The sequence below is a fragment of the Mycobacterium sp. genome (assembly GCF_002863225.1).
Classification (GTDB): domain Bacteria; phylum Actinomycetota; class Actinomycetes; order Mycobacteriales; family Mycobacteriaceae; genus Mycobacterium.
Window position 1 is genome coordinate 21447 of sequence record NZ_PKEK01000032.1, and the last position, 26650, is coordinate 48096.

General features: G+C 67.5%; 25 protein-coding genes and 1 pseudogene. 15 read left to right on the top strand and 11 right to left on the bottom strand.

Annotation, left to right across the window (positions count from 1 at the left end; all coding sequences use genetic code 11):
* Positions 1-93: 93 nt before the first annotated feature.
* The 3 genes from CYU59_RS07490 to CYU59_RS07500 are packed head-to-tail and all read left to right on the top strand — an operon-like array spanning position 94 to position 4717.
* Entirely contained in the window at positions 94-465 is a 372-nt protein-coding gene (locus CYU59_RS07490) for an STAS domain-containing protein (RefSeq protein WP_292981226.1), read from the top strand.
* Positions 462-4379: a SpoIIE family protein phosphatase gene (locus tag CYU59_RS07495; protein ID WP_292981130.1), complete on the top strand. Its 3918-nt coding sequence runs from the start codon at positions 462-464 to the stop codon at positions 4377-4379. The genes CYU59_RS07490 and CYU59_RS07495 overlap by 4 nt, the downstream gene beginning before the upstream one ends.
* Positions 4376-4717: an STAS domain-containing protein gene (locus tag CYU59_RS07500; RefSeq protein WP_292981133.1), complete on the top strand. Its 342-nt coding sequence runs from the start codon at positions 4376-4378 to the stop codon at positions 4715-4717. Before CYU59_RS07495 ends, CYU59_RS07500 begins: the two co-directional genes overlap by 4 nt.
* Positions 4718-4719: 2 nt before the next feature.
* On the opposite strand, the gene CYU59_RS07505 is transcribed toward CYU59_RS07500, so the two are convergent.
* Positions 4720-4998 carry a hypothetical protein gene (locus CYU59_RS07505; RefSeq protein WP_292981136.1) on the bottom strand — a complete coding sequence of 93 codons (279 nt, stop codon included), beginning with the start codon at positions 4996-4998 and terminating at the stop codon, positions 4720-4722.
* A 63-nt stretch (positions 4999-5061) separates the two neighbouring features.
* Here CYU59_RS07505 and CYU59_RS07510 point away from each other — a divergent pair, with 63 nt between their 5' ends.
* Entirely contained in the window at positions 5062-5229 is a 168-nt protein-coding gene (locus CYU59_RS07510) for an Rv1535 domain-containing protein (RefSeq protein WP_292981228.1), read from the top strand.
* On the opposite strand, the pseudogene CYU59_RS07515 reads toward CYU59_RS07510, so the two are convergent.
* Positions 5150-9541 (bottom strand): annotated as a pseudogene (locus CYU59_RS07515) (cation-translocating P-type ATPase); the annotation flags it as partial. The gene CYU59_RS07510 and the pseudogene CYU59_RS07515 sit on opposite strands and share 80 nt — an antisense overlap.
* A 34-nt stretch (positions 9542-9575) precedes the next feature.
* Between CYU59_RS07515 and CYU59_RS28970 the strand changes: the two are divergent.
* On the top strand, positions 9576-10133 hold the full coding sequence (locus CYU59_RS28970) for a pentapeptide repeat-containing protein (RefSeq protein WP_363114092.1): 558 nt from the start codon (positions 9576-9578) through the stop codon (positions 10131-10133).
* 54 nt (positions 10134-10187) lie between these two features.
* Here CYU59_RS28970 and CYU59_RS07525 read toward each other — a convergent pair whose 3' ends face one another.
* Genes CYU59_RS07525 through CYU59_RS07535 form a run of 3 tightly spaced genes read right to left on the bottom strand, consistent with a single transcriptional unit; the run spans position 10188 to position 12464 of the window.
* Positions 10188-10994, bottom strand: a complete 807-nt coding sequence (locus CYU59_RS07525; RefSeq protein WP_292981231.1) for an exodeoxyribonuclease III — start codon at positions 10992-10994, stop codon at positions 10188-10190.
* Positions 10995-11022: 28 nt separating this feature from the next.
* Positions 11023-11871, bottom strand: coding sequence for a GNAT family N-acetyltransferase (locus CYU59_RS07530; RefSeq protein ID WP_292981142.1), 849 nt, complete (start codon positions 11869-11871; stop codon positions 11023-11025).
* Positions 11871-12464: a peptide deformylase gene (locus CYU59_RS07535; protein WP_292981145.1), complete on the bottom strand. Its 594-nt coding sequence runs from the start codon at positions 12462-12464 to the stop codon at positions 11871-11873. The genes CYU59_RS07530 and CYU59_RS07535 overlap by 1 nt, the downstream gene beginning before the upstream one ends.
* A gap of 242 nt (positions 12465-12706) precedes the next feature.
* Here CYU59_RS07535 and CYU59_RS07540 point away from each other — a divergent pair, with 242 nt between their 5' ends.
* Entirely contained in the window at positions 12707-13015 is a 309-nt protein-coding gene (locus CYU59_RS07540) for a DUF3263 domain-containing protein (RefSeq protein ID WP_292981148.1), read from the top strand.
* A gap of 64 nt (positions 13016-13079) precedes the next feature.
* Positions 13080-13544, top strand: coding sequence for a LytR C-terminal domain-containing protein (locus tag CYU59_RS07545; protein WP_292981151.1), 465 nt, complete (start codon positions 13080-13082; stop codon positions 13542-13544).
* Between the two features lie 22 nt (positions 13545-13566).
* On the opposite strand, the gene CYU59_RS07550 is transcribed toward CYU59_RS07545, so the two are convergent.
* Positions 13567-14187 carry a TetR/AcrR family transcriptional regulator gene (locus CYU59_RS07550; RefSeq protein ID WP_292981154.1) on the bottom strand — a complete coding sequence of 207 codons (621 nt, stop codon included), beginning with the start codon at positions 14185-14187 and terminating at the stop codon, positions 13567-13569.
* 71 nt (positions 14188-14258) lie between these two features.
* Between CYU59_RS07550 and CYU59_RS07555 the strand changes: the two genes are divergently transcribed.
* The 4 genes from CYU59_RS07555 (at position 14259) to CYU59_RS07570 (ending at position 17847) form a co-directional block, all read left to right on the top strand.
* On the top strand, positions 14259-15173 hold the full coding sequence (locus CYU59_RS07555; RefSeq protein WP_292981157.1) for an alpha/beta hydrolase: 915 nt from the start codon (positions 14259-14261) through the stop codon (positions 15171-15173).
* A gap of 183 nt (positions 15174-15356) precedes the next feature.
* Positions 15357-16058, top strand: coding sequence for a superoxide dismutase family protein (locus CYU59_RS07560; protein WP_292981161.1), 702 nt, complete (start codon positions 15357-15359; stop codon positions 16056-16058).
* Positions 16034-17191: a glutamate--cysteine ligase gene (locus CYU59_RS07565; protein ID WP_292981234.1), complete on the top strand. Its 1158-nt coding sequence runs from the start codon at positions 16034-16036 to the stop codon at positions 17189-17191. The genes CYU59_RS07560 and CYU59_RS07565 overlap by 25 nt, the downstream gene beginning before the upstream one ends.
* Positions 17191-17847, top strand: coding sequence for an LON peptidase substrate-binding domain-containing protein (locus CYU59_RS07570; protein ID WP_292981164.1), 657 nt, complete (start codon positions 17191-17193; stop codon positions 17845-17847). The genes CYU59_RS07565 and CYU59_RS07570 overlap by 1 nt, the downstream gene beginning before the upstream one ends.
* Positions 17848-17851: 4 nt before the next feature.
* Here CYU59_RS07570 and CYU59_RS07575 read toward each other — a convergent pair whose 3' ends face one another.
* The gene (locus CYU59_RS07575) at positions 17852-18733 is read right to left on the bottom strand and encodes an SAM-dependent methyltransferase (RefSeq protein ID WP_292981167.1); all 882 of its coding nucleotides are present in this window, start codon (positions 18731-18733) and stop codon (positions 17852-17854) included.
* A gap of 123 nt (positions 18734-18856) precedes the next feature.
* Between CYU59_RS07575 and CYU59_RS07580 the strand changes: the two genes are divergently transcribed.
* Entirely contained in the window at positions 18857-19663 is an 807-nt protein-coding gene (locus tag CYU59_RS07580; RefSeq protein ID WP_292981236.1) for an enoyl-CoA hydratase-related protein, read from the top strand.
* On the opposite strand, the gene CYU59_RS07585 is transcribed toward CYU59_RS07580, so the two are convergent.
* Positions 19660-20469 carry a DUF2867 domain-containing protein gene (locus CYU59_RS07585; protein WP_292981170.1) on the bottom strand — a complete coding sequence of 270 codons (810 nt, stop codon included), beginning with the start codon at positions 20467-20469 and terminating at the stop codon, positions 19660-19662. The two genes, CYU59_RS07580 and CYU59_RS07585, sit on opposite strands and share 4 nt — an antisense overlap.
* A 21-nt stretch (positions 20470-20490) precedes the next feature.
* Between CYU59_RS07585 and CYU59_RS07590 the strand changes: the two genes are divergently transcribed.
* From CYU59_RS07590 to CYU59_RS07600, 3 genes are all read left to right on the top strand, one after another.
* A complete protein-coding gene (locus CYU59_RS07590) occupies positions 20491-21090 on the top strand; it encodes a TetR/AcrR family transcriptional regulator (RefSeq protein WP_292981173.1) in 600 nt (199 codons plus the stop codon).
* Positions 21091-21174: 84 nt separating this feature from the next.
* Entirely contained in the window at positions 21175-22167 is a 993-nt protein-coding gene (locus CYU59_RS07595) for a methylenetetrahydrofolate reductase C-terminal domain-containing protein (protein WP_292981176.1), read from the top strand.
* A complete protein-coding gene (locus CYU59_RS07600; RefSeq protein ID WP_292981179.1) occupies positions 22164-22922 on the top strand; it encodes a class I SAM-dependent methyltransferase in 759 nt (252 codons plus the stop codon). Before CYU59_RS07595 ends, CYU59_RS07600 begins: the two co-directional genes overlap by 4 nt.
* Here the strand turns inward: CYU59_RS07600 and CYU59_RS07605 are convergent.
* Genes CYU59_RS07605 through CYU59_RS07615 form a run of 3 tightly spaced genes read right to left on the bottom strand, consistent with a single transcriptional unit; the run spans position 22919 to position 26645 of the window.
* Positions 22919-25078 (bottom strand): AAA family ATPase, encoded by a 2160-nt coding sequence (locus CYU59_RS07605; protein ID WP_292981182.1) that lies wholly within the window; start codon positions 25076-25078, stop codon positions 22919-22921. The genes CYU59_RS07600 and CYU59_RS07605 overlap by 4 nt on opposite strands.
* The gene (locus CYU59_RS07610) at positions 25075-25935 is read right to left on the bottom strand and encodes a phosphatidylcholine/phosphatidylserine synthase (protein ID WP_292981184.1); all 861 of its coding nucleotides are present in this window, start codon (positions 25933-25935) and stop codon (positions 25075-25077) included. Before CYU59_RS07610 ends, CYU59_RS07605 begins: the two co-directional genes overlap by 4 nt.
* Positions 25932-26645 carry a phosphatidylserine decarboxylase gene (locus tag CYU59_RS07615; protein WP_292981186.1) on the bottom strand — a complete coding sequence of 238 codons (714 nt, stop codon included), beginning with the start codon at positions 26643-26645 and terminating at the stop codon, positions 25932-25934. Before CYU59_RS07615 ends, CYU59_RS07610 begins: the two co-directional genes overlap by 4 nt.
* Positions 26646-26650 lie beyond the last annotated feature (5 nt).

Consider the following 26650-nt stretch of genomic DNA (forward strand, 5'->3'; position numbering starts at 1 on the left):
GACGGCAAGCCGGGGCGCTTGTGGTCCAGTGGTCCGGTCCAAGACCCGTTGCTCCGGACCCAGGAATCACGTGCGTCGGAGCGGGTGAGCGCGATGGAACTGTTGACGGTCAAATCTGAGGTCCGGCCCGAGGCCGTGCTGGTGCATGCGTCCGGCGAGATCGACTCCGGCAACGCGGCCGGGCTCAGAACTCAGCTCGCGTCCGCGCTGCAGCAGGCCGGCGCTCAGGAATCTCGCCTGCTCATCATCGACCTGCAAGGCGTGACGTACTTCGGCAGCGCCGGGATGAACGCGGTGCTCGACTGTCACAAGATCGGTCTGCGCGCGGGGACAGCGGTCCGGTTGGTCGCCGAGAACGACCTGGTGGTCCGCCCGATAGAGGTGACGAACCTGGACAGCCTGCTCGACCTGTACCCGACGTTGGCCGAGGCGCTGAAAGGCCGTGAGTCCGAGCAGGGGACGTGAGCGGGGACGAACGACGCGGCTGGCCGCGTGACCCGAAAATCCTGCCGCCCGACCTGGCCGCCGCCGTGGCGCTCGGTGGCGAGATGGGCCGACGGTTCGCCGAATTCGATTGGACCGCCCATCCGCTCGGTTCGCCGCAGTCGTGGCCGACGGAATTGCGGTCGGTGGTCGCGATGGTGTTGACGTCGAGCTTCCCGATCGTGTTGTGGCTCGGGACCGAGGAGCTCTTCCTGGTCTACAACGACGCCTACATCCCGATCCTCAGCGACCGGCACCCCGCCGCGCTCGGCCAGCGCGGGCAGTACGCGTGGTGGGACGTGTGGGAGCCGGTGCGTCCGATGCTGGAGGGCGTGATCGCCACCGGCGAAGCGACCTGGTCGCACGATCTGATGTTGCCGATCCTCACCGCGGGCCGACGCAGACAGCGGTACTTCACGTTCACCTACAGCCCGCTGGTCGGCGAGGACGGCACGACCATCGGCATCATCTGCCCGTCGTTCGAAACCACGGAACGGGTGTTGAGCGAACGCAGGCTGCAACTTCTCAATGCGGTGGCCTCGGCCGTGATGGACACCAACACGATCGACGACGCGGTGCAGGCGGCCGTGGCGGTGTGCCAGGAACGTCCGGCCGACGTGCCGATGCTCGCCGCCTACGTCGGGGATCCCGCGACCGGTGACGTCACGCTGCGCGCTGCGACGCCTGCGGTGCTGCCCTTGTTGCCGCCGACCCTGGGCGCCTTGACCAAATCCGCCGCGGTGCCGCGCACCAGGTCTGAGGCACAGGTCATCGACGACGTCGCCACGATGATCGACGGGCTCCACGAAGCGCTCGGTGACGACTGCCCCGACCATGCCCTGCTACTGCCGCTGGGTGAGGGTTCCGCCGGCGGGGCTCTGCTGATCGGCACGAATCCGCTCGTGCAGCTGGACGACCAATACGTCGGCTTCTGCCAGTTGCTCGCCGACCAGTTGTCCTCGGCAATGGCCTCGGCGATGTCCTACGAGCAACAGCGGCGGCGCGCCGACGCGCTTGCCGAACTGGACCGTGCGAAAACAGCGTTCCTCACCAACGTCTCTCACGAGTTCCGCACGCCCCTAACGCTTTTGCTCGGTCCGCTTGATGACGCCTTGTCGGACAGCACCGACAGCACGATCGAGAGTCAGCTCGGTATCGTGCGGCGTAACGCGGAGCGACTACGACGGCTGGTCGACTCGCTGCTGGATTTCTCCCGCATCGAAGCCGGCCGTGCCACGGTCAATCTGCTGTGCACCGATGTCGGGGTGCTGACGTCGCACATCGCATCGTCTTTCGCCGAACTGTGTCAGCGGGCCGGACTCGAGTTGGTGCTCGATTGCCGTGCCGCGGTGAGCCACATCGATCCGGCCATGTGGGAGACGATCCTGCTCAACCTGTTGTCGAACGCGGTGAAGTACACCATGGCGGGGTCCATCACTGTGACGGTCCGAAGCGATGCGTCCTTCTGCCACATCGTGATTCGCGACACCGGGATCGGGATCGCCGAAGCAGACCTGAAGCGGTTGGGGGAGCGATTCTTTCGCGCCGAGGACACGCACGGGCGTAGCGTCGAGGGCACCGGTATCGGGTTGTCGTTGGTGCGGGGTCTGGTCGAGCTGCAGCAAGGGACCGTGGAGTTCGACAGCGAACTCGGCCGCGGCACCGCGGTCACCATCCGGTTGCCCCGGGCAGTGGGTGGCGAGCCGATCGACCATGCGCCCGCCGCCTTGCTGGACAACCCGTACGTCGTCGAGGCCGGCCAGTGGGTGACCTCGCGACCCGGATCATCCGGCGCTGCGGCGCCTGCACCCGACGGCCGCGAACTGATCCTGATCGCCGACGACAATGCCGATATGCGAGCGTATTTGGAGCAGGTGTTGTCACCGCGCTGGCGGACGGTGCTCGTCGCCGACGGCCAAGAGGCCATCGAGGCCACCCGCAGGCTGCGCCCGGACATCGTCGTGACCGATGCGATGATGCCGCGGCTGGACGGCTTCGAACTGGTCGCCGCGATCCGCGCCGACCCGGTCCTGGCGGCCACCCCGGTGCTGATGCTGTCGGCCAGAGCCGGTGCGGAGGCCGTCAGCGAGGGCTTCGCCGGCGGCGCGGACGACTATCTGCCAAAGCCGTTCACGTCCAGGGATTTACGTGACCGGATAACCGCCCGGTTGGCAGCCGCGGCTCGCGAACGAACACGTGCCCGGTCGAGTGACGCCAAGGCGCAGCTGGCCCTCGACTTCGCGCAGCTCGACGCGGCTCTGCAGGCCGCCGACTCGCCTGCGGCGATCGTCGAGGCCCTACAGGGTGCGGCTTTCGGTCGCGGTACGGCCCCGATCATCTGTCTGGGGCTGCTCGACGCCGACGGGAACAACCTCCGATTCGAGTACGGCGTATTGGTTCCCGCCGAGATTCGCGATCGTTACCACGTCGCGTCGATGGACACCCCGATCGTGCCGGTCGATGTGGTCAAATCGGGTCAACCGATGATCATCACGGACACAATGAATTTGGGCTCACGTTACCGACACGTGGTGAGCGAGACAATCGACTCGGTGCGGTCGTGTATCAGTCAGCCGCTGCGCGGCTCGGACGGCCGGATCATCGGCTCCCTTGGCATGCTGTGGCCGACCCCGCAGGAGTTCGAACCCGCCGAACTCGCCTGGGCCGCGCAGGTTGCCAGGATCACCCAGTCCACCGTCGACCGCATTCGCAGCGTGCAACAGGAACACCGGATTGCGGTCGACTTCCAGGACCATCTGCTCGACCTCGATCACGCATCGACGGCGGCGGTGGTCGCTGCGGTGTACCAGCCCGGCGGTGAGGCCATGCGTGTCGGAGGCGACTGGTATCTCGTAATGCCGCAAGACAAGCCGAACCAGATCGCGATCTCGGTCGGCGACGTCGTCGGCCACGGGCTGCCCGCCGCGATCGCGATGAGCCGGCTCCGGGCCGGGGTGGCGGCCAGCGCGCTGACCGACCCCGATCCCGGTGCGGTGCTGGCCACGTTGGACCGGTACGCGGCCACCGTGCCAGGTGGGCGCTGCGCCACCGTCAGCTACGCGATGATCGATGACGGATCCGATCCGGACACCGGAGACGGGACCGCCCGGGTCAGCTATTCCTGTGCGGGACACCCTTATCCGTTGCTGGTCACGCCGGACCAACCCCCGGTGTTCCTAACCGACGGTCGTCGCCCACCGATCGCCGCCTGGGAGAGTCCACTCAAGCGCAACACCGCGGACCACGAATTACCGCCGGGCAGCGTGCTGCTGCTGTACACCGATGGGCTGATCGAGCGACCGGGTGAGGGGCTCGATCACGGGTTCACCCGGTTGCAGGGGGCGGCCGCCTACCGCGCCGACCTTCCGGTCGGTGACCTCTGCGACGAACTGCTCGACCGGATGGCGCCGCCCGGCGGTTACACCGACGACGTGGTGCTGCTGGCGCTGCGGCCCTGCCACAGCTCGGCCCGCAGTTTCGCCACCGTGGTGTCGGCGTCGCTGGACAACATCGCCGACGCGCGACACCGGTTGCGCAACTGGCTATCTGGAGTCAATGTCGATCCGCGGCGGGAGTCCGACATCCTGCTGGCCACCGGCGAGGCGGTGACCAATGCCATCGAGCACGGCAGCGGCGGCGATTCCAGCATGACGGTGTCCATCGAAGCGTTCGTGCGAGGGCAGACCGTCACCGCGACCGTAAGCGACGCGGGTCAATGGTCGGGCGATTCGTCGGCGAGCCAGCGCAGCCTGGAGCGCGGACGCGGGCTCACTATGATCAACGGACTCGCCGACGACGTGCGGACCGTCCGTACCGCGGCTGGTACCCGAATCACGCTGACGTTCGAGGGCGCAGTTCTATCGAAGTCAGGCCTGGTGGAAGGCGTCACCACATGAGCGGTGCGGAGTTCCAACTGAAGACACTGGCGGGCGACGGCGCGTCGGCGCCTGTCGAGGTGGCGGTGACGGGCGAGGTCGACGCCTCCAACGTCCGCGAATTCACCCGGTTGGTGCGCGAAATACCGGGCGAGCGGCCGGTGATCCTTCAGCTGAGCAAGGTCAAGTACCTGGACAGTGCCGGGTTCTCGGCCTTGGACCGACTGCTCGCCGACGAAGAAGTGCTCATCGTGTTGGCGCCGAACAGCTTCATGTATCGGGTGGCGGAGCTGATGTGCATGCCGATTCACCACGACGCCAAGGCCGCGCGCAAAGCAGTGCGCAAAGGAGCGGGCTGAGGCTACTCGGCGTCCTCGATGGCCTCGCCGAGCTCTTCGAGCAACCGGTTGTGGTGGTTGCTGGCCAGCAGGTGGCCGGCGGCGATGACCACGGCGACCGGCCAGTCGATCAGCTCGAACGCCGCGAGCGCGGCCAAACCGCCGTAGTAGGCGAGGGCCTCGGGCCGCGGAATCTCGACCTGACCGATAACCGGAAGGTTGATGGCGAACGTCTCGCCATCCCGGATGTGGGCGACGGCGTCGGCCTGGGACGTTTCCCGGCGCGCATTCTTTTCGGCCATCATTTGCCTTTCAGTAATGTTGGCGTTGCCATTGGGACTGGTGATGCGGTCACTCTCGGGCTTATGTCGACGACCGATTCTCTCGCCGACCCACTAGGCGGAGCTGTGGCTGGCCTGCTGACCGTCCCGTTGACCCAGTTGTACGCGGTCCTGTGGCGCCTCGGCGCTGTCGAGGTCGTGGCGACTCGGTCGGGGTCGAATCGCCGGCCTCCAGCTCCAAGGGCGGCTTAACCGCGAACGCGCGGGTCGCGACGGCCACTGCGGCGGTCGCGGCTCCGGCCGACCCCAGCGCCTGTGCCCAGGCCAGCGGGCCGAGCGGAGTGCAGCCCAGCAGCTGGCTGACGCCGGGGATGCTGATCAGCGTCCCCATCACAGCCAGCGATCCACCCGCGGTCAGCACCACCAGCGGGGTGCGTGAATCCAGCAGCGTCTGACCCAGCTGTGCCGACACCAGCGCGACCAGCGCCACCGTCGACGCCCGTTGCGGGCGCCCGGTGATCCCCGCCATCGCCCAGGCCGCCGTCGCCGCCGCGGCGGTGGTCGTCCCGCGAATGGCGACGGCCTGCCACAGGGCCTGCTGATCGGGGCCCCGGCCGGCGATCTGGACGGGTCCGCTCGGCTTGCTCACCGCCAGCGCCGCTGCGGGCAGGGCATCGGTGAAGATGTTGACCAGTAGTAGCTGGCGGGTGTTGAGCGGCGAGTTGCCGGTGATCGCGCTGCCGATGATCGCGAACGCGACTTCGCCGGCGTTGCCGCCGAGCAGCACCGACACCGCGGCCTGAACCCGTCGCCACAGCTCGCGGCCTTCGTCGATCGCGTTCAGCAGCGACTCGATGCGCGCATCGAGCAACACCACGTCGGCGGCGACGCTGGACGAATCGCTGCCCCGCGCCACGACGCCGATGCCGACGGTGGCCGCGCGAATCGCGGCGGCATCGTTGGCGCCGTCACCGACCATCGCGCAGACCTTCCCGGCCCGTTCCAGCGTCTGCACGACCTGCACCTTGTTCTCCGGCGACATCCGGGCAAAGATCACCCGCTCGGTGACCGCCCGCTCCTGGTCCTTACGTGACAGCGCATCCCACTCGGCGCCGCTGATGACCTGAGCCGCCGCGACCGGCATCCCGAGCTCGCGGGCGATGGCCGCGGCGGTGATCGGGTGGTCACCGGTGATCAGCCGAATGCCGATACCCCGCTCGGCCAGCGCCGCCAGCAGAGCGGGCGCCTCGGCCCGCGGAGTGTCGGACAGGCCGAGGAAACCGACCAGCGACAGTTCCCCGCCGGCCAGATCCGCGATTGCGTCCTCGTCGTCGGCGACCACTCGGGCCTGTTGGGCGGTGAGCCGGCGACGCGCGACGGCGATCACCCGCAACCCCTCGGCGGCCAGACCGCGCACCGTCGCCTCGACGTCGGAGCCGACACCGGCACTCGCGGCCAGGACGACCTCGGGCGCGCCTTTGACGGTCAGCTCGTCGCCGAATACCGACGCCGAGAACGACCTGCCCGACCGGAACGGTAGGTGCGCTGCGCTTTCCGCGGCGTTCGCCGCCGGACTGGCGACAGACTCGGCGGCCTCGATGATCGCGCGGTCTGTGGCGTGCACCTGCGGTCCGCCGTTGGCGTCCGGTGCAGCGCTGGCGGCGCACCGCAACACGTCGTCCGGGGAGTAACCCTCGGCGGGATGTACCTGCGACACCCGCAGGCGGTTCTCCGACAGGGTTCCGGTCTTGTCGAAGCACACCACGTCGATGCGGCCCAGCGCCTCTACCGACCGCGGGACGCGGACCACCGCGCCGTAGGTGGTCAGTCGCCGTGCCGACGCCGCCTGCGCGAGCGTCGCGACCAACGGCATCCCCTCGGGCACCGCCGCCACGGTGATCGCTATGCCGCTGGCCACCGCCTGGCGTAATCCCTTGCGGCGCAACAAGCCCAACCCGCTGACCAGAAGTCCGCCGGTGACGCTGACCGGGAAGGCGCGGTTGGTGAGCTGGCTGAGCTGATGCTCCAGGCCGATCTGCGGTAGTTCGCTGGACACCAGTTCGGCGGCCCGCCGTGCCTGGGTGTCGGCGCCGACGGCGGTGACCACGGCGACCGCGGTGCCCGCGACGACGGTGGTGCCGCCGTAGAGCATGCATCGACGCTCGGCGAGTTCGGCCCCTGGCGTGGCGTCGGTCTGCTTTTCGACCGGTAGCGATTCACCGGTCAAGGTCGACTCGTCGACCTCGAGGTCCTCTTCCTCGATCAGCCGCGCGTCGGCCGGGATCACTTCATGGGTGCGAACCTCGATCACATCGCCGGGCCGCAGCTGCGCGGCCTTGACGTCGGAGTACACCGGGACGCCGTCCGGTCCGGTGGTCACTTTGCGGGCCGGTGGAATCTGTTGCGCCAGTAGCTCGTTCAATCGACTCTCGGCGCGCAGCCGCTGACTGGCGGCCAAGACGGAGTTGGCGGTGAGCACCGACCCGACCAACACCGCGTCGACCGGCGAGCCCAATATCGCGCTGGCCGCCGAGCCGAGCGCCAGCACCGGGGTCAACGGGTCGGACAGCTCGGCGCGAACCGCCTTGAGGAACTGCCAGACCGCTTGGCGTGGGCGGTCGGTCAGCTCGGCGCTGCGATGGGCTGTCTCCACCGCCCGCCCGGCCAGGCCGTGTGCGGGTTCCGCTTCGTGCTTGGTGTCCAACGGCGGCAGCATCTTCTGCACCTGCTCGACCGACATGGCGTGCCAATCGTGGATGGGCGCCGGAAGCGGAGTCGGCTCACGCAGCACCCGCCGGGCCATCAGATACCCCGAAACCAGGCCGGCGGCGGCGCCCGTGGTCACCGGGCCGGGTCCGCGTCCGCGAACACCGGGGACCATTAGTAGCGCACCCAGTGCGGTTGCGCCGGTGGCGATTTCGATGCCCCGCCGACTCGCCGACCGGGCGGCCGGGATAGCGTGCAGCAGCCGCCAGGCGCCGTCCAGGTCGGCCAGAATCAGGTCCGCTGTCCACGGCGGCGGTTCGGAGTCCGAATTGGGCATCAGGCCCAGGCCGACGTCAGCCGACGAAAGTGCTTGTGCAGCAGCCGAAGAGAGCACCGCAACGGTACGGCCTGCTTCCTGCAGATCAGCCAGCGCCGCGGCCAGTGCGGTGTCGATCGACACACGGCGCAACGGCCGGAGTTCGTCGAAAGCCGGATGCAACTCGCCGAGGTCTTCCACGTCAACCGACACCAGTTCCAGGCCGGCTCGCCGTGCCTCCGCCAGTACCGCGGTGGCCAGCGGGTCGTGCATTGGACCGATCAGCGCCTCGACCTTGGTGTCGAGCCGATGCCAGCCGACCGTGAGACCCTTTTTCTCCAGGAGCAACTGCGCGCGGTTCCAGGCGGGCGACAGCTCGTTGTCGGCGGCTCCGCGCACGCGCACCACCCGTAAACTGTTGGTGCACAACACTCTGGGATCGATGACGAGCGCGTCGACGCGGTCCAGCCAGCGAAGTTTCTCCGGCTGCAGCGGCAACACCTCGTGCCGCTGCGCCAATCCCTGACCCAACGCCGCGGCGAACGACTCGCGGGTGGTGCGGGTGGCTTTCGGAGTGGTGACCAGCGTGGCCGTCGACGCCATTGCCAGGTTGCGGGTGAACGCGCCGACCACCGCCGTGCTTGCGGTCTGGACCAGAGCGCTGCGCCGGGCGTACCGCTCGACCGGTCCGTCGGCCGGCGGCACCGGCCGCGACGGCGGATGCACCTCCGGGTGTTCGGCATGGCGGGCCAATGCCGGCTCGTGACGAATCCATGCTTGCGCCTCGGCCTGGTATTCGGCCGCTTTCAGGATCTCCATCGCCAGGTCGACGGTCAGCGACGCCGGCGACAGCTCGAGGACGTGCGCCAGCACCATCGCCACCGACAAGACCGCGTCGGTAGCCGAATGGCCGATGTTGTCTTCGAGCAGGCGCCGCAGCCGTGGTTGGTAGTCGACCGACACCACCAGCGCCTCGACGCCGTCGAACACTCGCGGCAACCGCAGCAGTCGGCCGGCCAGGGCGGCGCTGACGCCGACAGCGGTGGCGCCCACCCCGAGTGCGTTGGTGGCCAGTAGCAGGCCATCGCCGGGCAGCGGTTTCGGTCGGGTGTCACTACGGTCGACGTTGACGGTATCGCTTGTCCGCCAGTGCTTTTCGGCGTCGTCGACGTCTCGGCAGAGGTCGCGTAGCGAGATTTGATCGTCGCTGAGACCGATCACGATCCGCGACAGGGGACGGTTGACGCGCACCGATGTGACACCCGGGCGCGCCCGCACGGCGTCCACCACGACCCGGCCGAGCTCGGCGCCGTCCGGGCCGTTGAGTCCGCGGACCTCGACCCAAGCGCGTCCGCTGCCGCGCCAGCTGTGCCGGGTCAGGGTCGGTGCGGGCAAACCCGTCGACAGCGCCCGCACGCCTTCGCGCACCGGGATGGCCGCCATCGTCAGGCTGGTTGAGGCAACCGTGCCCAGCGAATCGACCAGCGCGGAGGTCGCCTGAAAGCCCAGCGTTACCGCACGCAACGGAGAGGGTGCTCGCACCAACGCGACGCTATCTACTCGGCGAGATCAACGAGTGCGCGACTGTGCGCCGCGGGACTGGCGCGCCGGTGTCCGCTTGGCCGGTGTCTTGCGCGGCCTGGCGGTTTTGGTCGACTTGGCCGGGGCCGCTTTGGCGGGCGTCGACTTGGCGGGCGTCGACTTGGCGGGCGTTGTCTTGGTGGCAGCCGACGTGGCCGGAGCTGACGTGGCCGGGGCCGCTTTGACCGAGGTGACCGATGCGAGCTGGGAGCCGTCGTTGCGCGGGGCACCCAGACGTCGCAGGAGTAGTGCGCCGCCCCCGACGGCCAGCAGAATCGGCCATTCGACGAGTCCGGCGACCCCGAGTGCGCCCAGCGTCAGTGCGGCGGCCGGTGTCGAGTGGCTGCCGCTGTCGAGGCCCTTCTGTACGCCGGCGGCGGCTCCGGTAACCGCACCGGCGACGCCGTTGACCGCGGCGCCGCCGACCGCACCGGCGGCGGCGGTGGTTGCTGATGCGGCGCGGCTGACCGTTCGACTCACGTTGCGTACGGCGCCGTCGACGACACCCATGGCTACTCCTAGCTGCTCGGCTTTCGAAGGTGCAATCTTATGACCTTGGTTGGTGAATGAACAGCGGGTGAATACCCATCGAGCGCATTCTCATACGTCAGATGCTGTGAAGATCCACCAAGACCGGTGCATGGTCGCTGGGAGCCTTGCCTTTACGTTCCTCGCGGACGATCTGCGCGTCTGCGACCCGGCTGGCGAATGCGGGGGAGCCGAGGATGAAGTCGATGCGCATGCCCTGCTTCTTCGGGAACCGCAGTTGGGTGTAGTCCCAGTAGGTGTACACGCCGGGTCCGGGGGTGAAAGGCCTTACCACGTCCGTGAATTGAGCGTCGACCATGGCCTGGAACGCCTTGCGCTCCGGTTCGGAGACGTGGGTGGCCCCCGCGAAGAAGTCGACGTCCCAGACGTCGTCGTCGGTGGGAGCGATATTCCAGTCGCCGACCAGCGCAATCGGAGTCGACGGGTCGGTGTGCAGCCATGATTCGGCGGTATTGCGCAGCGCGGCAAGCCAATCCAGCTTGTAGATGTAGTGCGGGTCGTCCAGCGTGCGACCGTTCGGCACGTAGAGGCTCCACACCCGCACACCGGCGCACGTGGCGCCCAGCGCGCGCGCCTCGGCCGCGGCCGCCACATCCGGTTTACCGCTCCAGGTGGGCTGGCCGTCGAAGCCGATTTCGACGTTGTCCAGTCCGACCCGCGACGCGATCGCAACGCCGTTCCACTGGTTGAAGCCGACGTGTGCCACCTCGTAGCCGATCTCGAGGAACGGCATCGCCGGGAACTGCGCGTCGGAGCATTTGGTCTCCTGCATGGCGAGCACGTCGACCTCGGCGCGCTCCAGCCAATCGAGTACGCGCGGCAACCTCGTGCGAATCGAGTTCACATTCCATGTGGCTATCCGCAGGCGACGGCCATCGGGCATGGCTGAGACCCTACGTGTTGATTGTCGTGGCCGTGACATAGCGCGCGTGATGGTGCAGGACGAACCCCAACGAGCCGGCCAGGTCCGCGGCAACCCGGTCGTCGTCGCGCACCCTGATGTAACCGCGGGTCGCACCGCGGGACGCGCCCCAAGCCAGCAGCGCCTCGCAGAGTTCCGGGGTCGCCGCGCCCACGGCCGACAGGCCCACCCAACGAACGCCGTCCGGCGCATCGGTGACCGAGGCCCGCACCGCGGTGTCGCTCTGGGTGCCGAACATCAATTCCCCGTCGACGGCGGTCAATTCGGCCTCCGGAACCGGTTGGACGCCCCTCGGTGTGGCGGCCAGCGGCAAGGCCGGATCGAATTCACCGGTGTGCACGTCGCGTACCAGCACCCGGTTGGAGTGCCCACCCGGCACACCCAGGCGTAACAGGCGGTCGGGGACGGCCAGCAGTGGTGTCAGGCCACGGTTGGAATACCATTCGATGATCGCCGGAATCGCCGCCAGGCTTGCTGAAGGGTCCAGTGGCACAGCGGAGTTCGCCTGGTCGGTGCTTCCATGCGCGGCGCGCAGCAACCAGCCGTCCAGCCAAAGCCGCTCGGTACCGGGCCAGGACATCGCATCGGCGTACTCGAGTGCACGGATCTGCGATGCGCGCACCGGCTGGTCACTGAGGGTGCGCAGCGCGACCACATCGCCGGGGTCGACGTTCACCTCCGCGCCGGTCTTGGTCCGCACGCGCACCACCGGGGTGATCTCGAGGAGGTGGCCGATGACATCGGTCAGGGGTGGGACCGACCCGGCCGGCCGGCGGTAGCGCACCGTCACCCTGCTACCGAGATCCGGCCACGAAACCATCAGTGGCCGAAGGGATCCGGCCCTTCACCCGGCGTCCACGACAAACCGGGAACTCCCCAGCCGTGCGACTTGACCGCGCGCTTGGCCGAGCGGGCATGGCGCCCGACCAGCCGGTCAAGGTAGAGAAAGCCGTCCAGGTGGCCGGTCTCGTGTTGCAGCATGCGCGCGAATAAGCCTGTGCCCTCCAGAGTTATCGGGCTGCCGTCGGCGTCGAGGCCGGTGACCTTGGCGTAGTCGGCCCGCCCGGTGGGAAACGACTCGCCGGGAACCGAGAGGCACCCCTCGTCGTCGTCATCGGGGTCGGGCATGGTCTCGGGAACTTCGGAGGTCTCCAGCACCGGGTTGAGGATCACACCACGGCGTCGCGGGTTCTGCCCGCGCTCGTCGGGGCAGTCGTAGACGAAGACGCGAAGACTCACGCCGATTTGGTTGGCGGCCAGGCCGACCCCGTAGGCGGCGTCCATGGTTTCGTAGAGGTTGGTGATCAGGTCGGCCAGATCTGACGGCAGCGAACCGTCCGCCGCGACCGCCACCGGCGTTGTGGGAGTGTGCAGAACGGGGTCCCCCACAATGCGGATTGGTACGACGGCCATGACCGCAGATCTTAAGCCCGCCGACGATGCGGCCCGCAGAGCGGACTGAGGAGAAGGCGGGCAATCAGATAGAGCCCGCCGACGATGCGGCCCGCAGAGCGGACTGAGGAGAAGGCGTGCAATCCGATCCAGCGCGCCGACTCGCGGGTCTGGCTTCCAGGTCAACAGTTGTCGACGTGGTTGAATAATCGCCGGAGCAGCGAGCATTCGCGAGTCGCAGGTCTTGGAGGATCAGGAGCGATATGGACAGCGCTATGGCGCGGGCTGATCGATCGGGAGACGACTCTGAACTCGCCGATGGGTTGACTCGCCGTGAGCACGACATCTTGGCCTTCGAGCGTCAGTGGTGGAAGTACGCCGGGGCGAAAGAAGAGGCCATCAAGGATTTGTTCGGAATGTCGGCCACTGCCTACTACCGAGTGCTGAACGCGTTGGTCGACCGGCCCGAAGCATTGGCCGCCGATCCCATGTTGGTGAAACGACTCCGTCGACTGCGGGCCAGCCGCCAGAAGGCTCGGGCCGCTCGACGGCTGGGCTTCGAGCTCACCTGAGAATTTTGCCTGCTCACCGGGCGTCGGTGTGGGTTTTCCCGCACTCCTGGATACAGTGACGTCAATGAATGACCGCGTTCCCGACTCGACCGGCCTGCCGCTGCGGGCCATGGTGATGGTGCTGTTGTTCCTCGGCGTCATCTTTTTGCTGGTCGGATTCCAGGCCATGGGATCGGGAAGCAACGCCGATGACGACTCGGCGGTGTCGCGTGCAACGACCAGTTCCGCGGCGCCGAAGACGTCGACCAAGGTCGTGGCCAAGTCCGACGTACGGGTCTACAACATCTCCACCCAGGCAGGCATCGCCGGCAAAGCCGCCGACCAGATCAAGCAGGGCGGCTACAACGTCACCGACGTCGGCAACTTGACCTTGCCCAAGGTGACCGCGACGACGGTGTACTTCGGTAGTGCCGCCGGTGAGCAGGAAACTGCTGAAGCGATCGGCAAGCTGATCAAAGCGCCGGTTGCCCCGCGGACACCGGACGTCTCCGATCAGCCGCCCGGCGTGATTGTCGTCGTCACCGGCTAAATAGCTTGGGCGTCGGGCGCTTTCATCCATTCGAGGTTCGCAAGCCCGTCAGTAGAGCGAAGAGCACGGATTCGACCTCGGCTGCCGCCTGCTCTGGGTCGGGCCGCGCGGCGATGATGAGGATGGCGCTGCAGTAGACGCTGAAGAGTAGGTCGGCGGCGGCGTCCACCGGCAGCGGCACTGCTTCGCCGGTGCCGATGGCTTCGGTGAGGGTCGTCCGGATCAGGGGCAGCGACATTTCCTCGTCGATCTTGTGGACCTGGTCCCAGCCAAGGACGCCAACAGCCTGGCCCAGCAGGGCGCAGGCTTCGCGGTCGGCGGCGTAGCTCCGCAGGAATGCACGCGTCGCCGATTCGACTCGATGCCAGGCCGAGGTGTCGCTCGGGATGGCCTCGATCGTTGCGCGCAAGATGGCTGCCTGGCTGTCGCGGAAGACCTCGGTGAAGATCTGCTGCTTATCCCGAAAGTGGTGGTAGACAGCGCCGTTGCTGGACTCCGAGGCCCGCGCGATGCCGTCTATCGAGGTCGCGTCGAACCCCTTGGTGACAAAGAGTTCGCGCGCCGCGTCAAGCATCGCCGCACGGGTCAGGGCCTTGCTGATGTCGCGACGGCGGGGCTTGACCTCTGCCATGGCGGCGAGCATACTCGCCGAACGAATATCTTTTACAGAGTGATGCTCTGTTAACGCAACTCCCTCCACGGAAGGATTCATCGATGACCCAAACCTCGCAAGCACCTCGCGTCGCGGAAATCGACGATGCGAACGAGATGCTGCCCATGCCGAACGTCGACGGTGTCGCCCACCGCTGGGTCACCGCCCGCGACGGCAGCCGCATCCATGTCGCGGAAGCGGGCGGCGGGAGCCCGTTGGTCTTCATCCACGGCTGGCCGCAGCATTGGTATGCCTGGCGCGCCGTCATCGCGCCGCTGGCCGAGCACTTCCGAGTCATCTGTCCCGATGTGCGCGGATTGGGCTGGTCGAGCGCCGCCGGGTCGGATTGGAGTTTCCACCGGTTGGCGGCCGACATTGTCGACGTGATGGACGCGTTGGGCGTCGATCGGGCCGGCGTCGTCGGTCATGACTGGGGGTCGGCGATCGCCTATCAGCTCGCCCTGAGTCACGCCCGGCGGGTCACCCGGATCATGCCGCTGGCCGGGCTGCACCCGTGGGCGGTGTCGGGTGTGCATCCCCGCACCTTGTGGCGGCCCTGGCATGTCTACACCGCCGCCATCCTGGGATCGCGGAACAACACCTGGCTGCAGGTACCGCGAGTAGCGCTGCGCACCTGGCGCCTAGCCGGCTCGTTCAGCCCGGCCGAAGCCGAAATCTACTGCGGCGCAATGAGACAAACTCACACCATCTATGCCACCACGCAGTACTATCGCAATCTGCTTGCCCGCGAAGTCCCGTACTACTGGCGCCGCGCCCGAGGTATCGATCTGCCGCTTCCCGTTCTGCATCTCAATGGTGCCAATGACCCGCTCACTCAGCGACTTTCCGATGCTTACCGCAACCACGCCCCGAACATGACGCTGAAGAATCTGCCCGACTGTGGCCATTTCATCGCCGAAGAACGCCCTGAGGAACTGGTCGGCCACGTCACTGAATTCTTCGCACCGCAGGAATGAGGTTCGCCCTGTCGATCCCGCTCCTCAGCGAATCGTTCCGACCCGCATCGTCGCCGGACGGTGCTCGTCGATCCCGCTCCTCAGCGGGTCGTTCCGACCCGCATCGTCGCCGGACGGTGCTCGTCGATCCCGCTCCTCAGCGGGTCGTTCCGACCCGCATCGTCGCCGGGATAGGCTCTCCCCATGCTCAAGACCGTCCGCAGCCGCAAAGCTGCCGCCGCCTCCGCATTGATCCCACTCGCCGCATCGGCCGCGCTGTTGAGCGCGTGCCGGGCCCCCCAGGACCCGGCGACCACGCCCGGCACCCAGCCCTCGATCTGGACCGGGTCACCGGCGCCGTCGAGCGCCGAGCCGACGGGCCAGCAGGGTGGCACGGACAGCCTGACCACTCAGCTGAACGGACCCACCGGCGCCAAGATCGCCACGGCCAAGTTCGAGTTCAACCAGGGCTACGTGACGGTCACCATCGAGACCACCGGAACCGGCCTGCTCAGCCCCGGATTTCACGGCGTGCACATCCACTCGGTGGGCAAATGCGAAGCCAACTCGACAGCGCCGACCGGTGGCGAGCCGGGGAACTTCCTGTCGGCCGGCGGGCACTTCTCGGCGCCGGGCCGCGAGCACGGGAGCGGCGACCTGACCTCTCTGCAGGTCCGCAAAGACGGCGGCGCCCTGCTCGAGACCACCACCGACGGATTCACCAAGGCCGACCTGCTGGCCGGTGCGGGAACCGCGATCATCATCCACGCCGGTTCCGACAACTTCGGTAACATCCCGGCAGACCGCTACAACCAGGTCAACGGCGCACCCGGACCCGACCAGACGACGATGTCGACTGGCGACGCCGGCAAGCGGGTGGCCTGTGGCGTGATCAGCTCCGGTTAGTTCCGTCGGACAGGGGTACCGCTATCAGGGTGAACTTCGCGTCGTCACCCCGTCCGACACTTGGGGTCGAATGGGAGTTCGCTCTCGTTGATGCCGAGACCCGTGATCTGAGCAACGAGGCCACCGCGGTTTTCGCTGAGATCGGTGAAAACCCACAGGTGCACAAGGAATTGCTGCGCAACACCGTCGAGATCGTCACCGGAATCTGCGACTGCACCGCCCAAGCCATGGACGACCTTCGGTCGACTCTGCACTCGGTGCTGCCGATCGTTCGCCAGCAAGGCATGGAGTTGTTCGGCGCCGGCACCCACCCGTTCGCGAGTTGGTCCGCTCAAAAGCTGACCGACGCTCCGCGGTATGCCGAGTTGATCAAGCGCACCCAGTGGTGGGGCCGCCAGATGCTCATCTGGGGTGTGCATGTGCACGTCGGGGTCTCGTCTCCGGACAAGGTGATGCCGGTGATGTCGGCGTTGCTCAACTGGTACCCCCATCTGCTGGCGCTTTCCGCGTCGTCGCCATGGTGGGTCGGCGACGATACGGGTTACGCCAGCAACCGCGCGATGATGTTCCAGCAGTTACCCACCGCCGGCCTGCCCTTCCAGTTCGAAAAATGGGACCAGTTCGAGGGTTTCGTGCACGACCAGAAGAAGACCGGGATCATCGAGGACGTCAACGAGGTGCGCTGGGACGTTCGTCCGTCGCCGCACAACGGGACGCTCGAGGTTCGGGTCAGCGACGGTGTATCCAACCTCCGCGAACTGGGCGCCCTGGTCGCGCTGACGCACTGCCTGGTGGTCGATCTCGAGCGTCGCCTCGATTCCGGTGAGACGCTGCCGACCATGCCGCCGTGGCACAACCAGGAAAACAAGTGGCGCGCTGCCCGCTACGGGCTGGATTCGATCATCATCCTCGACGCCGACAGCAACGAACGTCTGGTCACCGAGGATCTCGACGATGTGCTCACCAGGCTGGAACCTGTTGCCAAATCCCTGAATTGCGCCGACGAGCTGGCCGCGGTTGCCGAGATCCCACGGATGGGCGCGTCGTATCAACGACAGCGACGGGTCGCCGAGGAACACGACGGAGACCTGCGGGCTGTTGTCGATGCGCTGGTCGACGAATTGGAGATCTGATGGCATCCACTACCGATTTCGGCCGCCTGGCGATGTTCCCGCTGCAGTCGGCGTTTCTGCCGGGCGAGGAGCTGCCGCTGCAGATCTTCGAACCCCGCTATGCCGAGATGGTCCGGGACTGCTTGCAGGACAACAACCCTCGCTTCGGAACAGTGCTGATCTCGCAAGGCCGCGAGGTTGGCGGAGGTGATGTGCGCTCTGACGTCGGGACGGTTGCCAGGATCACCGAATGCGTGGACATCGGCGGATCGGGCCTGTTCAAGCTGAAGTGCCTGACTGCCGAGCGGATCAAGGTGTGTGAGTGGCTGCCCGACGACCCGTACCCCAGGGCCGTTGTGCAGGAGTGGCCTGACGAGCCGGGTGACGCCGTGACTGCGGGGCAGCTGGAGGACCTCGAAGACCGGATGATGGCACTGTTCGAACGGATCGCCAATGCCCGCGACTTCCCGGTGCCACCTCGCGATGAAGTGCTGGGCTCCGCCATCGACTTCTCCGACGCTGGAGAACGGTTGTACGCGTTGGCATCTCGGATTCCGATCGGGCCGGCTGACCGTTACTCGGTGCTGTCCGCGCCCAGCGCTGGGGCGCGGTTGACCGCGCTGGGAGAGGCGGTGGAATCGGTCGCCGCGGTGATCGAATTCCAGCTCTCGGAGTAGTCGATCAAGCGGTGCGGGCAAACGGCGTGAGCCGACCCTCGATGAACACGCTGCGTGGTGCGAGATCCCGGAGATCGTCGTCCGGCATCCGGTCGAAGCGCCGCATCAGATCCAGCGCGTCGATCGTGGTCACCGCCCAGTCGCGGGCCGCCAGCCAGAGACCGACGTCGGCGCGATCCTCATGGAACAGGAGCTCGGTGAGGTCTTGTCCGCTGTCGCCCAGAAATTCGCGGCCGCGCTCGAGATAGTCTTGATCGAACGCGTTCGCGCTCAACACTTCTGCGGCAATGCGGCTACCCGCGGCGCTGAGTTCGGAGATCCGCTCGAACAACAGGTCCTGCCCGGCCGCCGGCAAGTAAGGCAGCAGCCCCTCGGCGGACCAGGCCGTGGGCGTCGACGGATCGAAACCGGCTTGTCGTAACGCGGTCGGCCAGTCGCCGCGCAGATCGATCGGCACCGCCTGATACGTGACGGCGGGTCGGGCGTTGTGGGCAGCCAGTGTCTCCGCCTTGAACGCCAGGACCTGAGGCTGGTCGATCTCGTAGACGGCGCTGCTCGACACCCAGGGCAGCCGCCAGGCGCGGGCGTCCAGGCCGGCGGCGAGGATCACGGCCTGGTCGATCCCGTTGGCGCCGGCCGCGATGAAGTACTCGTCGAACCATCTCGTCCTCGCGGCGGCGTAGTTCTGCACCAGCGGCAGATGTTTGCGGACACCCGAAGAATCCCAACCGCGGGCGGTGGCGGCGTCGACGAACAGCCGCGCGTAGGGGTCGATGAACAGCGGGCAGCCGCAGTCGGATTCGGCGGCGCGGGCCATCGCAACACCCAGTGCGGTCGCGCCGACGCTTTCGGTGATATCCCAGCTGTCGTCGCCCGTCCGTGCCATGACCATGGCTATCTCGCTTTCCCGGCAGTGCTGAAGAGGGCGACCACGCTGTCGGACGTAACCAGGCTAATGAAATTCCAAAGTCCCTGCTTGGCGGCAGGTCGCGTGGTCTACTTCGACGCGATGAACGCCGACCTGGTGGTGGACCTCGAGGCTTCGGGCGTGGCCGTGTTGACGCTCAGCCGTCCCGAGCATCTCAACGCCTACACCGCCGAGATGGGTGCCTCGTTGAGCCGGGCATATCGCCTGTGCGACCAAGACGACGACGTCCGGGCCATCGTCGTCACCGGTGCGGGGCGGGCGTTCTGCGTGGGCGCGGACGTCACCGGCGACGTGTCCCCTTTCGACACTCCGGCCGAGGGGTTCTCCGCATCGCCGATCGACCCGCCCGCTTTCGAACTGCGCAAGCCCGTGATCGCCGCCGTCAACGGCCACGCCATCGGCATCGGCCTGACCATCGCGCTGCAAACCGACATCCGCATCTTCGCCGACGGCGCGAAATACGGTGTGGTGCAGGTGCGCCGGGGTGTCATCCCGGACTGCATGTCGCATTGGACGCTGACTCACCTGGCCAGTCTCGGCGTCGCGGCGGAGGTGCTGCTCACCGGACGCAGCTTCGGCGCGCACGAGGCTGTCACGTGGGGAATCGCGAACCGCGCATTGCCCGCGGCGGATGTCCTCGACCATGCCATGGAGATCGCCCGCGACATCGCGACGAACGTCGCGCCGATGTCGGCCGCGCTATGCAAACGCCTGCTGTGGGACACCGCGATCAACGGTTACACCCCACGGCAGGTTGCGGCGCTGGAGACGCGGTTGCATCGCCGGGTGATGGGGACCGACGACGCCCGCGAGGGCGTCAACGCATTTCTGGAGCGGCGGGCGCCCCGGTTCGGCGCACGGATCTCCACCGAGTGGGAGCCGTTCTAAACGGCAACGCGGGCAGTGCGTTTCATCAACTGCGGCGCTGTCGCCCGGTGCAGCGGACCGATTATCAGCCACACCGCGCGGCCCGCGAATCTGTGTCGATAGTGCAGGCGAGTGGTCAACACGGCCCGCCGTTGATCGTGGCGCCGCAAATCCAACTCGCCGTGCATCAGCGGTCCATTGGCCTCCAGCACCACCTCGTCGTCATCCGACCGAACGATCGACCAGCCGATGACGTGTGTGGGCGAGGAGTCCGGCCCGAGCCGGAATCCGAGGATATGGCGGTGAATCCAGAGCACCGCGGCGCCCAGGGTGCTCGGCTTGGCTCCAAGCGCGTCGCGGAGCGCTTGCTCGGCAGTGCGGGTGTCCCTCGACTGCATCGGCACCTCGAAGACATCGACATAGTCGGCGGCTTCGCCGTGGAGCTGCGTCCGGTTGGCCAGCGCTCTGGAGCTGATGCGTTTCAAGGTCGCTCGCACCACCACCCGGTGTGCGCCGGTGCCGATCACCAGTGCGCGATAGATCTTGCCGTGGAACCCGGGGAAATGCGCCCATGTCGCCGAACGAACGCGAGTGCGGCGCGGGCCGTCGGTGTCCAACTCGAACACCCAGAGGTACCTCGCGAAGAGATGTCGGCCTTTGAGCGCCAATCGCTCTGGAGGCCGGGCCTCGTCCAGGACGAAACCGAGCGGCACCGTCGACGGGTCATCGGGGTCACGGCAGATGGTTTTCAGCACGGCGGGCCATGTCTCGGCCCGGGTGGCGGCGATGGATATGGCATGCTCATCGATATAGGGTAATCGTTCCATATAGAAGGACTGTACTAGATCATGGCCCCGCCACGGAAGCACCAGACCGATGTGATTCTCGACGCGGCCCGCACGCTGGTCCTGACGGACGGGCCAAGGGCCGCCAGCGTCGGCGCAATCGCCAAAGCCAGCGGCGCGCCGGCCGGGACGCTGTATCACCGATTCACCAACCGCGACGGAATTCTGGCCGCCGCCTGGTTACGGGCCCTCGGTAGGTTCCAAAGCCGGGCGCTGGCCGCCGATGCCGACACTGTTCTCGAGGCCGCGGTCGCGACCGCCGTTGCGGCAATCGATTTCCTGCGCGCGGTTCCCGACGACGCCCGGTTGCTGGTGGCACTGAGGCCCGGCGATCTGCTGGACGACGAACCCGACGACGATCTCCGACGGACTCTCGCCGCGCAGAATGCGCCGTTGATCGACAGGCTCACCACCTTCGCCCGCGAGTTGTACGGCAGCGCCGACGCACGTTGCACCGACGCGGTCGCGCGAGCGATCGTCGACCTTCCCTACGCGGTCGTGCGGCGGCACGCCAACACCGATCCCATTCCGGACTGGCTGGAAGACGACGTTGCCGCGGCCGCGCGGGCCTTGCTGACAAGCTTTGGCGCGGAACGCCGATAAGCGCCGAACCAGGTTGAGCGGAGGTTTTCCCGCCGGCGGTTCCGGGTAATGACCCGTTGACGGTTCGCGGGAATAGCGGTCCGGATGGGCGGTGACCAGTTGGTGGAAGACTCCTGCCCCAAACGTATGCACTACGGGCCGTGTGGTGGCGTCCGGCCCGATGGCCAATGCGAAATGCGTTCCGGGCCATGTAGTTTCGACAACATAGTGCCCTGGCGTGGCGCTGTGGTGCACGCTGCGCGGGTTCCGGCACCATTGATCCTCACCGATTTCACCTGCATCCCGTTCGATGCCACCGACGTCGCTGCCACCGCTGCCACGTTGGGGCGCAGTTGTGATGCCGTACTCGTCGGCGAACATCAGAATCGTCCGGACTTTCCGCCGACTGTGATGAGTCGACTACTCATCGAACAAGGGGTTGACCCGTGGATCACGCTCTCGTGCCGTGACCGCAATCGCATTGTCCTGGAGCAGGAATTGCGAGGCCTGCACTTCAACGGAGCGACGACGGTGTTCTGCGTGACCGGTGACGGCCGTGGCTACGACGTCCGTGCCGACGTCACCCAGACCTTCGACCTGGACGGTCCACGACTGGTCGCGCTGGCCGCTTCCCTCGACATGATTGCCGCCGTCCCGGAAACTCCCACCGCGCCACCGGTGCACGCCCGGGCCGCGCGACTTGTCGAAAAGCAGCGCGCAGGTGCGAGTCTGGCTGTCCTGAACCATGTTTCGTCGGCATCGGCGTTGTCTGCGTTCATCGACGACGCACGCTCGGCGGGACTGCGCATTCCAGTGGTGGCCGCGGTGGTGGTGTTCACCGATTACGTGTCGGCTGCGGTATTGCAGGGCCTACCAGGACTGGACCTGGATCCCGCGGTGGTCGACAGCGTGGTCAATGCGGCCGATCCGGTCGAGGCGGGGATAGCGGCGGCGGTGGCCGAGGCCCGAGAGTTGTTGCAGATCGAAGGTATTGACGGGGTCAACCTGTCGGGGTTGGCCTCGGCGTCTGGTACGCGGCGTGGCGCGGAGATCAAGGCCGAGGTCGGGGCGCGGATACGGGCGGAGCGTGCCGCGTGAGTGACTCGGCGGCCGACGAGTTCGACACCCTGGCCGAGTGGACCGCCCTGGTCGCCTCGGACCTGGGCCAGGAGTTCCACATCCCGGCCGGTTGCCGCGGTAGTGGCAGCCCGGCGGTGCTCGACTGGCTCATCGAGCATTTGGAGCTCGACGCCGGCCAGACGTTGCTGGACTGCGGTGCCGGCGTCGGCGGACCGGCGGCCTACGCGGCCGAGCAACGTGGTGTCCGCCCGGTTCTGGTGGAACCGCAGGCCGGTGGAAACCATGCATCGCGAGCGTTGTTCGGCTTCCCCGCGATTCGCGCCGATGCCTCGAAGCTGCCGTTCGCCGAGGAAGCATTCGACGCGGCGTGGGCGCTGGGGGTGCTCTGCACTACCGAGTCGCAGCGGGCATTGCTCAGTGAGTTGCGTCGCGTGGTGCGCCCCCCGGGTCGAGTCGGACTGCTGGTACTGGTCAGTGACGAGCCGTCGCCCGAGGGGGAGCCAGACGACAGCTTCTTCCCGACGGCTGATTCCCTGCGGGACTCGATCGTCCGGGCAGGCCTGCGCATCGACGCGACCCGCGGCGTCACTGACATCTGGGAGCCCCCCGATCAGTGGCAGCAGCGAGTCGAGACGTTCGAGTCGGAGCTTCGTGCGAGATACGCCGACGAAAGCGCCTGGCACGTCGCCGAGCAACAATCGGACCGTATCGCGAAGCTGATGAAGCAGGGGATGATCGAGCCGCAGGTGTTTTCGTTGCGGCGGACCGACTAACGTTCGGCGGCGAACGCCCGCAGATTCGCGAGCTGGTCGGGATCCAATGAGGGACGGACGTTTTCGCGTGCTGCTGCGACGTCGGCCGCGGTGATCTCGGCCGCATCGACCGAGCGGCGCATTGCGGTGAGTGCGGCCTCGCGCAGCAGCGCGACGCAGTCAGCGGCGCTGTACCCCTCCAGATCGGCGGCCAGCGCCTCCAAATCGACATCGCGGAGCGGGATCGACTTGCCGGCGGTGCGCAGGATGTCCACTCGCGCCTGAGCATCGGGCGGTTCGACGAACACCAGCTTCTCCAACCGACCGGGCCGCAGCAGGCCCGGGTCGATCAGATCCGGCCGGTTGGTGGCGCCGACCACCACGACGTCGTTCAGCGGCTCGATGCCGTCGAGCTCGGTGAGCAGTGCCGCCACCACACGATCGGTGACCCCGGAGTCGAAGCTCTGCCCGCGCCGCGGCGTCAACGCATCGATCTCGTCCAGGAAGACCAGCGACGGCGCGGAATCGCGCGCGCGGCCGAACAGTTCGCGGACCGCCTTTTCCGATGACCCGACCCATTTGTCCATCAGCTCAGAGCCTTTGACGGCGTGCACCGAAAGCCGGCCGGTGCTGGCCAACGCACGCACCACGAAAGTCTTGCCGCAACCGGGCGGGCCGTAGAGCAGTACGCCGCGCGGCGGCTGGACACCGAGCCGGGCGAAGGTGTCGGGATGTTGTAGGGGCCACAGCACCGCTTCGGTGAGCGCCTGCTTGGTCTGCACCATGTCGCCGACGTCGTCGAGAGTCACCGAGCCGACCGTCACCTCCGTTGCGGCGGACCGCGACAGCGGCCTGATCACCGACAGCGCGCCGGTCAAGTCATCCTGGGTGAGCTTCGGTGGTTTGCCGTCGGAGCTGGCACGAGCCGCGGCTCGCAGGGCCGCCTCGCGGACCAACGCCGCCAGGTCTGCAACCACGAAACCTGGAGTACGGGCCGTGATCTCGCTGAGATCGAGCTCCTCGGTGGGCACGTCTTTCAGCAGACCCTCGAGCAGCGCGGCGCGAGTCGACGCGTCCGGCAGGCTCAGCACCAGTTCGCGATCGCACAGATCAGGGGCACGCAGTCGAGGGTCGAGGTTCTCCGGGACCGACGAGGTGACGATCACCGCGACTCGGTGGGCCGCGACCGCTCGACGCAATTCGCCCAGGATGAGCGTCGCCACGGGCTCGGCCGTCGCGGGCAGGAGCGCGTCGATGTCGGCGATCAGCAACACCCCACCGCCGTCGCACACTTTCGATGCCGCGGCGGCCACCCGCCGGAGACGGTCCTCGGCGGCCAAGGCGCCGACCTCGGGACTGTCGAGTTCGACGAGCCGTCGTTCGGCGCAGACGGCCCGCACCAGCGTTGCCTTGCCGACCCCAGCGGGCCCAGAGACCAGTACACCCAGATTGGTTGTCGCACCTAGTGTTTGCAGCAAATGCGGCTCGTCGAGCGCAAGCTTGAGCCACTCGGCCAACTTGATTGCCTGCGCACCGACGCCCTTCAGATCGGCCACGGTGAGCTTCGGTGCCTTCGAGACAACAGGTTTCGGTTCAGCCGGCTTGGCCGCGATGGCGCCGTTGCCCCACGTCACCAAGGAATTCGGTTGCACACTCACGGGTCCGTCGGGGTCCACACCGGTCACCGTCAACAGTTCCGAGGTCCAGCTGATGCCCACCGCCGAGGCCAGCGCGCGCGTCGCCGCCGACGTCGAGGTGCCCGGGCCCAGATCTCGTGGCAACAGCGACACCGCGTCGCCGACGGTCAACACCTTGCCCAGCAAGGCTTGTCGCAGCGTTGTCGGGGGCAGCGACTGAGTGGTCAGGGTCGAACCGCTCAGCGTCACGGTTCGCGCGCCGAACACTGTGGCGGCGACCACGAGGACGGCGGTGTCTTCGCTCAGGCCTGCGTTGGACAGCGTCACGTCGTCGAGCAGCACCGTGCCGACGGGCGTCGTCGGTCCGGCCATCCCGGCCACCGCCGTCGTGGTCCGCGTCCCGGTGATCGACACCGCGTCCCACTCCCGAATGCCGAGCGCGGCAATCGCGCTGGGATGCAACCGGATAACCCCGCGGCGCGAGTCGACGGCCGAGGTGTTCAGCCGGGCGGTGAGGGTCAGCTGAGTCGGCGCGGTCATGTGCGGCCGGTCGGCCTGCGCAGTCCGAGCCGCGCCACCGATCGACGGCTTGGCTGTGCGCGGCGGATCGCTCGCCGGGTGGCGCGTCGCTGCTTGGGTTTTTCACCCCATGCCTCGGGATGTGCCGCCAACCAGTTGTAGGTGCGCATCGAGAACGGGATGTAGCAGAGGTAGGCCGCGATGACGACCATGATCAGGATGTAGGGGAACAACAGTGCTGCGGCGGCGACGATGGTGAGCCCGGCCAGCAGCAGTGCGGCCAAATTGGGCGGCACGGAAACGGCGTGCATCTTGCGCATCGGGAGTCGGCTGACCAGCAGCATCGAGCACGCCGTGATCCACGTGCAGACAAACCACGGCGAGGTCCACCAGCCCGGCCCGAACTGCAGCTTGGCCGCCAGCGGTCCGAGCGCGATGATGGCGCCGGCCGGCGCCGGCACGCCGACGAAGAACTCGCGCGTGAACGACGGCAGGCTGGTGTCGTCCAGCAACGCGTTGAACCTGGCCAGCCGCAACACGATTGACACCGCGTACAGCATGACCACCACCCAACCTGCCGGTAGTGCGGGCATCATCGACACGTAGACCACGACCGCGGGGGCCACCCCGAAGTTCACCGCGTCGGCCAGCGAGTCGATCTCTTCGCCCATTCTCGACTCGGCATCCAGGGCGCGGGCCACCCGGCCGTCCAGCCCGTCCAGGATCGCGGCCGCGGCGATCAACGCGATCGCGACGTGCGGCTGGCCCTCGAGTGCGAATCGGATCGATGTCAGCCCCGCGCAGATCGCCAGCACGCTCATCGAACTGGGCAGGATGCGCAGCGGGGCTACCCGCCGGCTGCGAGTTCGGGTCGTCACGGCAGCTGCGCCAGCACCGTCTCGCCGGCTACCGCGCGCTGCCCGACGCTGACCGACACCTGGGCGCCGGCGGGCAGGTAGGTGTCCAACCGCGAGCCGAATCGGATCAGGCCGTAGGTATCACCGACCGACAGCTTGTCGCCGACTCCGACATTGCAAACGATGCGGCGGGCCACCAGACCGGCGATCTGCACCGCGACGACCTCGACCCCGTCGGCGGTACGGATGCGCACGCTGTTGCGTTCGTTGCTCTCGCTGGCGACGGGAAGATCGGCCGAGCCGAACAGCCCGGGCCGATGTTGCACAGCGATCACCTCACCACTGACCGGGGCCCGCTGCACGTGGGCGTCGAACACCGACAAGAAGATGCTGACCCGGGTGAGTTCCGCGTCGCCCATCTCCAACTCCGGCGGCGGCGCGGCCGACTCGATCAGGCACACCTGGCCGTCGGCGGGTGCGACGACGACGTCGGACCGGGTGGGTGGCACCCGCGGCGGGTGCCGGAAGAAGCCCGCGCACGCGCCGGCGAACAGCAGCCCGGTGCGGCGCAGCCAGCGGGAGCGCCGGCCGACCACAGCCAACCCCAGGCCGACGGAGATGAACGGAATTCCGGCCGGGTGAACGGGTGGAACCGTCTCCCGCAGCAGCGTCAGCACATGCTGCAAGCTGATCGTCGGGTTCTCGGCCGTCGAGCGGGGACGTCGTGCCACGCGGT

What these genes read in the sequence shown, in the direction of transcription:
- CYU59_RS07490 (WP_292981226.1), top strand. Translation starts at nt 94, where the DNA reads ATGGAACTGTTGACGGTCAAATCTGAGGTCCGGCCCGAGGCCGTGCTG.
- CYU59_RS07500 (WP_292981133.1), top strand. Translation starts at nt 4,376, where the DNA reads ATGAGCGGTGCGGAGTTCCAACTGAAGACACTGGCGGGCGACGGCGCG.
- CYU59_RS07505 (WP_292981136.1), bottom strand. Translation starts at nt 4,998, where the DNA reads ATGGCCGAAAAGAATGCGCGCCGGGAAACGTCCCAGGCCGACGCCGTC.
- CYU59_RS07510 (WP_292981228.1), top strand. Translation starts at nt 5,062, where the DNA reads ATGTCGACGACCGATTCTCTCGCCGACCCACTAGGCGGAGCTGTGGCT.
- CYU59_RS07530 (WP_292981142.1), bottom strand. Translation starts at nt 11,871, where the DNA reads ATGGTTTCGTGGCCGGATCTCGGTAGCAGGGTGACGGTGCGCTACCGC.
- CYU59_RS07535 (WP_292981145.1), bottom strand. Translation starts at nt 12,464, where the DNA reads ATGGCCGTCGTACCAATCCGCATTGTGGGGGACCCCGTTCTGCACACT.
- CYU59_RS07540 (WP_292981148.1), top strand. Translation starts at nt 12,707, where the DNA reads ATGGACAGCGCTATGGCGCGGGCTGATCGATCGGGAGACGACTCTGAA.
- CYU59_RS07545 (WP_292981151.1), top strand. Translation starts at nt 13,080, where the DNA reads ATGAATGACCGCGTTCCCGACTCGACCGGCCTGCCGCTGCGGGCCATG.
- CYU59_RS07550 (WP_292981154.1), bottom strand. Translation starts at nt 14,187, where the DNA reads ATGCTCGCCGCCATGGCAGAGGTCAAGCCCCGCCGTCGCGACATCAGC.
- CYU59_RS07555 (WP_292981157.1), top strand. Translation starts at nt 14,259, where the DNA reads ATGACCCAAACCTCGCAAGCACCTCGCGTCGCGGAAATCGACGATGCG.
- CYU59_RS07560 (WP_292981161.1), top strand. Translation starts at nt 15,357, where the DNA reads ATGCTCAAGACCGTCCGCAGCCGCAAAGCTGCCGCCGCCTCCGCATTG.
- CYU59_RS07570 (WP_292981164.1), top strand. Translation starts at nt 17,191, where the DNA reads ATGGCATCCACTACCGATTTCGGCCGCCTGGCGATGTTCCCGCTGCAG.
- CYU59_RS07575 (WP_292981167.1), bottom strand. Translation starts at nt 18,733, where the DNA reads ATGGCACGGACGGGCGACGACAGCTGGGATATCACCGAAAGCGTCGGC.
- CYU59_RS07580 (WP_292981236.1), top strand. Translation starts at nt 18,857, where the DNA reads ATGAACGCCGACCTGGTGGTGGACCTCGAGGCTTCGGGCGTGGCCGTG.
- CYU59_RS07585 (WP_292981170.1), bottom strand. Translation starts at nt 20,469, where the DNA reads ATGGAACGATTACCCTATATCGATGAGCATGCCATATCCATCGCCGCC.
- CYU59_RS07590 (WP_292981173.1), top strand. Translation starts at nt 20,491, where the DNA reads ATGGCCCCGCCACGGAAGCACCAGACCGATGTGATTCTCGACGCGGCC.
- CYU59_RS07595 (WP_292981176.1), top strand. Translation starts at nt 21,175, where the DNA reads ATGGGCGGTGACCAGTTGGTGGAAGACTCCTGCCCCAAACGTATGCAC.
- CYU59_RS07605 (WP_292981182.1), bottom strand. Translation starts at nt 25,078, where the DNA reads ATGACCGCGCCGACTCAGCTGACCCTCACCGCCCGGCTGAACACCTCG.